The organism is Desertimonas flava, from assembly GCF_003426815.1.
Classification (GTDB): Bacteria; Actinomycetota; Acidimicrobiia; order Acidimicrobiales; family Ilumatobacteraceae; genus Desertimonas; species Desertimonas flava.
Window position 1 is genome coordinate 1 of record NZ_QKYK01000063.1, and the last position, 6,423, is coordinate 6,423.

Annotated in this window: 7 protein-coding genes; 1 reads left to right on the top strand and 6 read right to left on the bottom strand. The window is 71.4% G+C overall.

The window, feature by feature from the left end:
• Positions 1–387: 387 nt before the first annotated feature.
• From DN771_RS28860 to prfA, 3 genes are read right to left on the bottom strand one after another with little or no spacing between them, the layout of a single operon-like run.
• Positions 388–783, bottom strand: coding sequence for a hypothetical protein (locus DN771_RS28860; RefSeq protein WP_117001048.1), 396 nt, complete (start codon positions 781–783; stop codon positions 388–390).
• Between the two features lie 44 nt (positions 784–827).
• A complete protein-coding gene (prmC, locus tag DN771_RS28865) occupies positions 828–1,682 on the bottom strand; it encodes a peptide chain release factor N(5)-glutamine methyltransferase (RefSeq protein WP_117001049.1) in 855 nt (284 codons plus the stop codon).
• Positions 1,682–2,770, bottom strand: a complete 1,089-nt coding sequence (gene prfA, locus DN771_RS28870; protein WP_117001051.1) for a peptide chain release factor 1 — start codon at positions 2,768–2,770, stop codon at positions 1,682–1,684. Before prfA ends, prmC begins: the two co-directional genes overlap by 1 nt.
• A gap of 105 nt (positions 2,771–2,875) precedes the next feature.
• Between prfA and DN771_RS28875 the strand changes: the two genes are divergently transcribed.
• Positions 2,876–3,469, top strand: coding sequence for an Hsp20/alpha crystallin family protein (locus DN771_RS28875; RefSeq protein WP_162942542.1), 594 nt, complete (start codon positions 2,876–2,878; stop codon positions 3,467–3,469).
• Here DN771_RS28875 and DN771_RS28880 read toward each other — a convergent pair.
• The 3 genes from DN771_RS28880 to rho form a co-directional block, all read right to left on the bottom strand.
• Positions 3,427–4,311, bottom strand: a complete 885-nt coding sequence (locus DN771_RS28880) for a hypothetical protein (RefSeq protein ID WP_117001053.1) — start codon at positions 4,309–4,311, stop codon at positions 3,427–3,429. The two genes, DN771_RS28875 and DN771_RS28880, sit on opposite strands and share 43 nt — an antisense overlap.
• A 172-nt stretch (positions 4,312–4,483) precedes the next feature.
• Complete coding sequence (gene rpmE / locus DN771_RS28885) at positions 4,484–4,705, bottom strand: 50S ribosomal protein L31 (protein ID WP_117001054.1); 222 nt, start codon at positions 4,703–4,705, stop codon at positions 4,484–4,486.
• A gap of 87 nt (positions 4,706–4,792) precedes the next feature.
• Positions 4,793–6,423, bottom strand: a 1,631-nt coding sequence (rho, locus tag DN771_RS28890; protein WP_193615428.1) for a transcription termination factor Rho, incomplete at its 5' end; no start/stop codon positions are given.

Consider the following 6,423-nt stretch of genomic DNA (forward strand, 5'->3'; position numbering starts at 1 on the left):
GCACGGCGCCGCGACACCAAGCTCCAGAGCCATGGCAACGCCAGTGACGATGGCCTACCCGACCGATCAGGCCGACCGGCCGGCAACCACCATTATGAACACCCAGCAAGCTCCGCTGATCGCCGCATCGAGGGGGGAATCCCCCCTCGAGCACCCCCCGACGGAGTCGGCGGCGGGTCGCGGTGTGCGACCGCGAGCGGAGCGTGAGGCCGGTGCGTCGGGGCAGGGGGAGGTTTGGAGGGGCGCAGCCCCTCCAATGGGGGTTCGGGGGCCTTGCCCCCGTCCGTCGGCCGATCCGGCTCTGCCGGTCGGCCGACAACAGCTGGGCGCGGCGCAGCCGCTCCTCAGAGCCCCTCGGCTGAAGCGGCGAGCGAAGCGAAGCCGGCTTCAGCCGAACCTGACGGCGATGTCGGCGAGCAGCTCGTTCTCGTCGTCGGTGGCCTCGCCGTCACCGGCGGTGATCTGGCGGGCGGCGGAGAAGAGCGCCTTGCGCAGGATCCGCGACGTGATGCGCTCGTCGACGTCGTCGAGAAGCTCGGTGATCGCCCCGTCACGATGCGCTTGCCGGGCCCGGGCGACGGCGGGCCCGAGGTACTGCTCGAACGAGAAGGCGGCCCCGCGCCAGTCCTCGGTGAGCTCGCGGAGCACGTTCAGCTCGTCGTCTCCGAGGTGGGAGTCGGCGAGCATCACGAGGGCGAGCAGCTCGAGCGCGGCCATGTGCTCGCGGTCGGCCGTGGCGTGCACGGCGACGCCCCGGTACAGCTCCTTGAGACGCTCTTCCATCAGCACCGACGTTAGTTCGTTGGCTCGCCAGGGGCCGTATCAACTCAGGGTCGTCGGGCCACAGCGACGCGGTCGCGTCCGGCGAGGTCGGGGCGCACATCCACGTCGCGGTACCCCGCCTGCCGCAACAGCCCGGCGACGGCGTCACCTTGATCGGCGCCGATCTCCAGCACGAGCCAACCCCCGGGTCGCAGGGTCACCGGTGCGGTCGCGGCGATCTCACGGATGTCGTCGAGGCCGTCGGGCCCCGCGAAGAGCGCCGCGTGCGGCTCCCAGCGGGTCACCGACTCGTCGATCAGCGGCGAGTCGGTCGCGACGTACGGCGGGTTCGCCACCACCAGGTCGGCGACGACGCCGTCGGGAAGGGCGTCGAACCAGCGGCCGGGTTCGGCGATGCGCACGTTGGCGGCGCGGCGCCCGATGCCCGCCAGGTTGGCTCGCGCCACGTCGAGCGCACCGTCGCTGGCCTCGGTGAGCCAGACCGTTACTCCGTCGGCGGGCAGTTCGTATGCGAGGGACAGCCCGATCGCCCCCGAGCCGGTGCCGAGATCGACGACCGTGATCGGTGGCGGCAGCGAGCGGGCGAGCTCGAGCGCCACGCCGGCGACCACCTCGGTCTCGGGTCGCGGAATGAGCACCCTCGGATCGACAGCCAGGTCGAGGTGGCGGAAACCCCACCGACCGAGCACGTAGGCCAGAGGCTCCCCCGCTTCATGGCGGGCGAGCATGGCGTCGAGATGGGCGACCATCCGGTCGGTCGGGATCTCCGCCGCGATGGCGTTGAGGTCGTCCGTGCCGCTGGCCACCTGGCACAGCCACCGCGCTGCGGGATCCTCGCCGACCCGCCGGCGAGTGTCGGCCAGCAGGTCCCGCCACGTCAGGGCTCCCGACTCGGCCATCACCCGGCGTCGTCGGCCAGCTGGCGGGAGCGTTCGTCTGCGGCGAGCGCGGCCACGACGTCGTCGAGGTCCCCGGCGAGCACGTCGGACAGGCGGTAGATCGTGAACCCGATGCGGTGATCGGTGAGCCGATTCTCCTTGTAGTTGTACGTGCGGATCTTCTCACCGCGCCCGCCGCCGCCGACCTGACTCCTGCGTTCCGCCGACAGCTCGGCGTTGCGCTCGCGTTCGGCGATCTCGAGCAGTCGTGAGCGCAGCACCGTCATCGCCCGCAGCCGGTTCTGCAGCTGGCTGCGCTCGTCCTGCATCGACACGACGACCCCGGTGGGCAGATGGGTGATGCGCACGGCCGAGTCGGTGGTGTTCACGCTCTGGCCGCCGGGGCCGCTCGAACGGAAGACGTCGATCTGAAGGTCCTTGTCGTCGATCTGCACGTCCACCTCGTCGGCCTCGGGCAGGACGAGCACCGTCGCCGAGGAGGTGTGGATCCGTCCCTGGCTCTCCGTGGCGGGCACCCGCTGGACGCGATGGCCGCCCCCCTCGTACTTGAACCGCGGCCACGCATGCTCGCCCGACACCATCATCGTCACCTCGTTGAGGCCGCCGAGGTCGCTGTGGTCGGCGTCGAGCGTCTCCACCTTCAGGCCGTGCCGACCGGCGTAGGCGACGTACATCTCGTAGAGGTCGCGAGCCCACAGGTTGGCTTCCTCGCCGCCCTCGGCGCCGCGGATCTCGACGATGACGTTGCGACCGACATGGGGATCGGGCGGGATCATCAGGACGGCCAGCTCGTCGGCAAGCGAGGCGAGGGCCTCCTCCGTGGTCGCCAACTCCTCCTCGAGGAGCGCCCGCTCGTCCCCGTCCGTCTCGGCGATCAGCTCTCGGGCCGCGTCGGCGTCGGCCTGCAGCGCCCGCTGCCGGCGAGCGGCGTCGACGACCGGAGTGAGCTCGTGGTAGCGCATCGTCACCCTGCGCAGCTCGCCCGGATCGGACGCGACCTCAGGGTCGGCGAGGCGCGCCTCGAGGTCGGCGTGCTCGGACTCGAGCGCGGTGATGCGGGCGGCGAAACGGTCGGCGGGAGAAGACATGACGGCTGTTCGAGGCTACTCGTCGCGGCGTCGCACCGAGCCCACCGGACTCGTTCTCGACGTCCCGAAACTTGAGTTGTGATGACTCAAGTTTCCTGTATCGTTGTGAGTGCACCGAGCTTAGGTACGCAACTCAAGTCCGCCTTCACCATCAACGATCACCCGCCCGAGGAGAACCCGCCCATGCTCGTCACCTACCCCACCCGCAGCCCCTTCGCCGCCCGCCGTTCATTCGACCGTGCGTTCGATCGGGCCTTCGCCCAGCTGGCCACGCTGTCCGCGCCGCGACCGGTCCCCTCCTTCGGGCCCACCATCGCCGGCTCGTGGACCGACGACGCCTATGAGTTCACCGTCGACCTCCCCGGCGTTCCCGCCGAGAACGTGGCCGTGTCCGTGACGGGCCGCACGGTCACCCTCGACGTCACCACCGCCGCCGCCACCGGGTCGAGCTCGTGGACCCGTTCGGTCAGGCTGCCCCAGACGCTCGATCCCGAGCAGGTCTCCGCCCGCTACGTCGACGGCCGCCTCACCGTGACCGTCGGCCGGACCGCGCAGCCGCCGGCGCCCGAGGCCCGTCGCATCGCCCTCGACACCACGCCGGTGCAGCCGGCCCTCGAGGCCGCCACGACGGAGCCAGCCGCGACGCCCGAGCCGGCTCAGGCCGCCGAGAACGGCGAGGGCACCAGCGTCACCGGCTGACGCAGACATCCGGCGATCTGCCGGGTCGCCGTGACGAGATCACGTGACGGGGCCACCACCAGCAGATCGACCAAGGACCCATCCCCCGAGCCGATGCCCGGTTCGCCCGCCAGGGCGAGCCGGGCATCGGCCGCGTACGGGATCACGTCGAGATCGATCCCGACACTCGTGACGACGATCACCGACGAGCCGTCTCGACGGCGCCCGGTCGCCGCGCACGGGGTCGGGTCCTTGAGGTTCGGCCTGGCCACCGGGGGCTCGGCGGCCTCGAGCGATTCGAGGCCGATCGCCGCCGGGTCCTCCTCGAGCTGCCAGCGCAGGAAACGCTCGGCGCCGAGCCGGTTGAGCGGATGGGCCGGAACGGCGACGTCGCGCACGGCGGTGACCGTCGCCACCACCTCGGCCAGCGCGTCGCGGGTCGGCCGGTCGCCGTGGATCATGGCGAAGGCCTCGCGATCGTGGGCGCCCACGCCCACCTCGAGCCGGACCGCCCGGTCGTCGCCGTCGACCACGCGGCAGACCTCGAGCCCGCGCACGTCCCCGGTCACCGCCCCGTGCTCGAGCAACAGCCGCGCCCCGCCGGCCTCGATGTCGCCGACGAGCTCGAGATGACGCGGGTCGACCGGCAGGCGGAGCCCAGCCGGTTCGGCCACGGCGGCCACCAGCGACGTACCGTCGACGCTCCAGACGCGGATCGGCAGGACGAACTCACCCGCTCGGCGGGCGAGCACGCCGGTACCCCGCTCGGCGACGACGTTCAGTTCCTCCACGTCGTTGCGCAGGGCCCAGACGATCGCCGCGCCGAGACCGCGACCGTCGTCGGTGGTCTCGTCGATGAGCACCCAGGCGGCTCCTCCGCCGACCGCCGCGGCGCCGAGGCCGAACGGGCGCGGCTCCAGATCGGTCCGCTGCGCGTGGGCGCGCAGGAGGGCCTGGAGCTTCAGTGAAAGCAGATGAGCCCGGCGCTCGCGCGCCGGGCCATCGTCGGAGGGGGCAGCGGCGGGGCCGCTGCGGTCAGCTTCCAGCGCGCTGCTTGCGCTCGCCGTAGCGCTTGTTGAAGCGCTCGACGCGGCCGCCGGAGTCCACCAGCTTCTGCTTGCCGGTGAAGAACGGGTGGCACTCGTTGCAGAGTTCGATGCTGAGCGACCCCGGCTTGGTGGAACGCGTCGTGAACGTGTTGCCACACGAGCAGGCGACCGTGGTCTCGGCGTAGGTGGGGTGCGTATCGGTCTTCATGACATCTCCCGAAAGAAAGGACGATCCAGTGTACCGGGCGACTGGCGGCATCGATCTCGGCACCGTTGCCCGCGAGATCGCTGCCCACTACATCGACGGCTGCTTGGCGATCTCGTTGAGGAATTCGGCGTTGGTGCGGAACGTCTTGAGCCGGTCGATGAGCAGCTCGAGGCCCGGGGCGGCGTTGCCGTCGGCGGCGAGCCCGCTCAGCACGCGGCGCAGCTTCCACACCATCTGCAGCTGCTTGCGGTCGAAGAGCAACTCCTCGTGGCGCGTGCTCGAGGCGTCGACGTCGATGGCGGGGTAGACGCGGCGTTCGGCCAGACGGCGGTCGAGGCGCAGCTCCATGTTGCCCGTGCCCTTGAACTCCTCGAAGATCGCTTCGTCCATGCGGCTGTTGGTGTCGACCAGTGCCGTGGCGAGGATGGTGAGCGAGCCGCCCTCCTCGACGTTGCGGGCGGCGCCGAAGAACTTCTTCGGCGGGTACAGCGCCCCGGCGTCGATGCCGCCCGACAGGATGCGCCCGCTGGCCGGCGCCGCGAGGTTGTACGCCCGCGACAGTCGTGTGATGCCGTCGAGGATCACCACGACGTCCTCGCCGGCCTCGACGAGCCGCTTGGCCTTCTCGATCGTCAGCTCGGCGACGTGGGTGTGCTCGTCGCTCGGCCGGTCGAACGTGGAGGCGATGACCTCGCCGCGAACGGTCCGCTTGATGTCGGTCACTTCCTCGGGCCGCTCGTCGATGAGCAGCACGATGAGCTTCACCTCGGGGTTGTTCTGCTCGATCGACTTGGCGATCGTCTTCATGATCGTCGTCTTGCCCGCCTTCGGCGGCGACACGATGATGCCGCGCTGGCCCTTGCCGATGGGCGACACGAGGTCGATAATGCGGGCCGTCATGTTGGTGGGATCGGACGGATCCTCGAGCCGCAGGTTCTCATCGGGGAAGAGCGCGGTGAGGTCCTCGAACCGCGGCCGACGCCTGGCCGCCTCGGGGTCCCCACCGTTGACGGTGAGCACCTCGAGCAGCGCCGGGTTCTTCTCGTTGCGGCCGGCCGGACGGCTGGTCCCGGTGATGTGGTCGCCCTTGCGCAGGCCGTACTGCCGGGCCAGCTTGACGGGGATGTAGGCGTCATCGCGGCTCGGCAGGTACCCCTTCACCCGAAGGAAGCCGTAGCCCTCGTCGCGCATGTCGAGGTACCCCGACACGGGCACCGGCTCGTTGCCGGTCGGCTGGGGCTCGTCGGTGGACTCCTCGACGGCTGTGTCGTCGCCCTGCGGACCGTCGGCGTTCTTGTTGCCCTTGCGACGGCGCCGACGACGGCGGTTGCGGCTCTCGCCCTCGCCCTCGCCTGACGTACCCCCGGCACCCTGTTGCATGGCACCCGGCTGCATGGTGCCCGGCTGCATGGTGCCCGGCTGCGTGCTCGCCGGTTGCGCGGCACCCGACTGGGCGGGGCTCTGGCCGTTCGGCCGCGGGCCGTCCTGCGAGGCCGCCGGTGCGACCTGGCCGTTCGACGCCGCGGGGGTGTCGACCGGCTCGCCGTCGCCGACGAGGTCGATCTCCCACTCGGCCAGCGGCTCACCGTCGGGGCCGACCACCACGCCGGCCTCGGGCGCGGCGGTCGCCGTTGCGGCCGCAGCGGCGGGCGCCGGCTCGGCGGCGGCCTCATCGGGAGCGTCCGCGGGGGCGGCGTCGCTGGTGCCGTTGCCACCCG